This window comes from Streptomyces alanosinicus (assembly GCF_014650595.1).
GTDB lineage: Bacteria > Actinomycetota > Actinomycetes > Streptomycetales > Streptomycetaceae > Streptomyces > Streptomyces alanosinicus.
Window position 1 is genome coordinate 1 of sequence record NZ_BMVG01000109.1, and the last position, 3,622, is coordinate 3,622.

A 3,622-nucleotide genomic window follows, 5' to 3' on the forward strand; every position below is an offset into this window, starting at 1 on the left:
CCGCCTGGCCGACGGGGGCGGCCAGGGCGAGGGCGGCCGTGGCGAGCGTGGCCACGGCGGGCCGTTCATGAGTAAGCCATGGGCTAAAGTCGGCCCGCCCATGGCTTGATCGGCCTGGGGACGGTTCGACTGGATTCAGTCGGCAACCCCGTTCCGAAGCGAACCCTTTGAGCCACACCGGCATCCCGCCCGACCTCGCGATCCTGCGGTCGGCGATCAAGGGCCGAGCCTTCCGGGAAAGGCCGGGTCAGCAGCCCAGGCCCGGGGTGAACGTGAGGTTCCTCACGAAGAAAACACGGAGTCGAGAGCAACTGCACCTTTCGTCGTGATCTGCGGTCACCGGCCCGGGCGTGGCTGAATCCATCCGCTGACTCGGTCCTGTGGCGTTCCCTTCGAGCCGCCTTAAGATCAGCGCCTGCCGCACCGCGTGCCCCCACCACCGCTACGGCCTCTCCGTTTTCTTCTTTGCGTAGAAGAGGTCTCATGAAGCTTCGCCGTGCCCTTGTGGCAGTCGCGACGACCGCCGCTGTCGCCCCCGCCGCATTGACGATGGCAACCGTGGCCTACGCCGATGACGGCTCGGCCTCAGCCACTCCGACCGCGAGCGCCAGCGCCTCCGCCTCGGCCTCCTCCGGGGCCCCCACGGACGCCTCCTCCTCCGTCGCCACGGCCTCCGCCACGGCCTCCGCGGCGGCCGACGACACGGCCTCTGCCACCACGAGCGCGTCCGCCTCCGGCGGGGCCCCGGCCCCGGCCGAATCAGCCTCGGCCGTGCCGAGCGCCACCCCGACGCCGACCGCGGCACCCACCGACCTCGGGTTCTGCGAGGAACAGAACCCGAACTACAAGGCCACCCTCCGGATCGCGCTGAGCGGCCTGCCCGGCAAGATCGTGAGGGGCAGCGGCTGGCATCCGTTCAAGATGACGGTGACCAACCCGTCCAAGGGCGCCATCAAGGACATCACGCTTGCCGCGGGCGTCGGTCCGGTGAACGGCGACAACCCGTTCACGCTCAAGCAGGTCGCACTCCAGGCGTACGACCCGGACGCCAAGCAGTGGTTCGACGTCACGGACGACGGCACGCACTCCCTCGGCTCCCTGGGACCGGGTGACCTGCCCGGCAAGACCGCGGTCGGCCTCAGCTTCCGGCTGAACGTCACGACCAAGGCCCCGGTGGGCAAGGCCCTCACCATCGGTCTGGGCGTCTACCCGGACACGAAGAACGACTGCGTGGCGACGGGCTTCGCCGCCTACAAGATCGACATCGTCAAGCCGGGCACCCCGACCACCGGCTCCACCCCGGTCCCGCAGACCGGCGGCGAGGCCCCGCTGCCGTCCAAGGCCCCGGCCAAGAAGGGTACTTCCCACGTCGTGCCGGTCTCGGACACGAACGCGGCGGGCTCGCTGGCCCACACCGGTACCTCCTCCGCGCTCCCGCTGATCGCCGGTATCGGCGGTGCGGCCGTGGTGGTCGGCGCCGGTGCGGTGTTCGTCGTGCGTCGCCGCAAGTCGGGCGGCGCCGCGGCCTGACAACGGCAGCCAGGCCACAAACGAGCCGAGGGCCCGCATCCGGACACGGGTGCGGGCCCTCCGCACGGCAGGGGGCAGGGGCAGGGGCAGGTCATGCTCTCCACGCCGACCGACTCGCGTGAGGGCAGCCGCACCATGGCGAGGACCTGGATGGCGGCGACCGCTTGATCAACACGGCGATCGAGTAGCCGTACAGCCAGCCGGTCGGCGGCGAAGCACAGGCCCGGGAGGGCACAACTCTCAGTACCAGTGGGTGGTCTCGTGGGGCGCGGGCCGAGGAGGGGCAGCGTATGACCAGGACTGCGGGTGAGCCTCGTACGCTCCGGGTCCCGGGACGGCTGTGTACGGTCCGGCATCGGTGACCGCCTCGTACGGTTGCGGCTGATGAGCGGTCTCGTACAGTTCCGGATACGCGACCTCGGCGTGGTCCTCCGGCTGCGCTCCCGCAGGAGCCCGGAGGCTGCCGTAGCGCTCCATGCGCTGCCAGCGCAGCCGTGAGCCGGACACGGCGGTGAAGACGGACTGGATCACCACCAGATACATCAGCTGGCGGTAGACGAACTGCTGCAGCGGCAGGCTCCACAGCGGGCCCATGCGTTCTCCGTCCAGGCGGAAGGCGTACAGACCCATCAGCAGTTGCAGGAGAAGGAAGGCAAGCCACAGCGCGGTGATCCGGACCGGGTCCAGGAAGACCAGGCCGTACACGGCGAAGATGTCCACGGCCGGCGCGAGCAGGGGCAGCAGGACCTGGAAGAGGAAGAGATACACCAGGCCGCGGCGGCCCAGTTTGCCGGCGGCGCCGCGCTGGACCAGTGCGCCGCGGTGTTTCCACATCGCCTGGAGGGTGCCGTAGCACCAGCGGTAGCGCTGTCGCCACAGGGCGTTCAGGGACGCGGGTGCCTCGGTCCAGGCCACCGCGTTCTCCTCGTAGACCACACGCCAGCCGGCCCGGCACAGCGCCATGGTGAGGTCGGTGTCCTCGGCGAGGGTCACGTCGCTGACGCCGCCGAGGGCCAGGAGCGCCCGGCGGCGGAACGCGCCGACCGCGCCGGGCACGGTCGGCATGCACTCGGCGAGGTCGAACAGGCGGCGGTCGAGGTTGAACCCGACCACGTACTCGATGTGCTGCCAACGGCCGAGCAGACCGCCCCGGTTGACGACCTTGGCGTTGCCCGAGACGGCGCCCACCCGGGGGGCGGCGAAGGGCTGCACGATCGCGCGGACGGTGTCGGGTTCGAAGACCGTGTCGCCGTCGACCATGACCACCAGGTCGCAGGTGGCGGCGGCGAGCCCGGTGTTGAGGGCGGCGGGCTTGCCCGCGTTCTCCTGCCGGATCACCCGCACGCCCGGCAGGTGGAGGGCCTCCACCAGGTCGGCGGTGCCGTCGGTGGAGCCGTCGTCCACCACGATGATCTCCACCGGATGGTCCGAGGCGACCAGGGAACGCACGGCTGCCTCGATTCCGGCGCTCTCGTTGTACGCGGGGACGATGACGCTGACCGGTTCGGTCACCGGCGGCCCCCAGGACCTGCTCCGGCGCCCGGTCCGCAGCCGCCGGTGCCGGCGAGCCGCGATCACCACGACCACCGCGCGCAGCACGCTGACCGCTCCGGCCGCGTACATCAGCAGGCCCAGCAGCCATACGACCCAGCCGCCGGCCCGCAGCACCGCGACGAGGGCCATCCCCTGGAGGTGATCGCCCAGTCCGGCGGGCCGGACGGGGCCGGCCATGCCGACAGCGGCGCCGACCGTCGTGAACCGGAAGCCCTGTGCTTTGAGTCGGGGGATCAGGGTGTTCAGCGCGGCGACGGTCTGGGAGCGGTCGCCGCCGGCGTCGTGCATCAGCAGGATCTGTCCGGCGTGTCCGTGCGGGGTCGCGTTCGCGACGATGCGGTCCACGCCGGGGCGCTGCCAGTCCTCGGCGTCCTGGGTGGAGAGCACCGTGACATAGCCCGTCGCGTCGGCCTGCTTCAGGACGGACCAGTCGGCGTCGTTCAGCGCGTCGTTCTTCGAGGAGTACGGCGGCCTCAGCAGCGCGCTGGTGACTCCGGCCGCGCCGGCCACCGCCAGTTGGGTCTCGCGCAGTTCCAGG

General features: G+C 71.1%; 2 protein-coding genes. One reads left to right on the top strand and one right to left on the bottom strand.

What is annotated here, in order from left to right; translation table 11 throughout:
* Positions 1-558 precede the first annotated feature (558 nt).
* A complete protein-coding gene (locus IE277_RS46305; protein WP_189960110.1) occupies positions 559-1,530 on the top strand; it encodes an LAETG motif-containing sortase-dependent surface protein in 972 nt (323 codons plus the stop codon).
* 240 nt (positions 1,531-1,770) lie between these two features.
* Here IE277_RS46305 and IE277_RS46310 read toward each other — a convergent pair.
* A partial coding sequence (locus tag IE277_RS46310; RefSeq protein ID WP_229882593.1) for a bifunctional polysaccharide deacetylase/glycosyltransferase family 2 protein occupies positions 1,771-3,622 on the bottom strand: 1,852 nt, incomplete at its 5' end.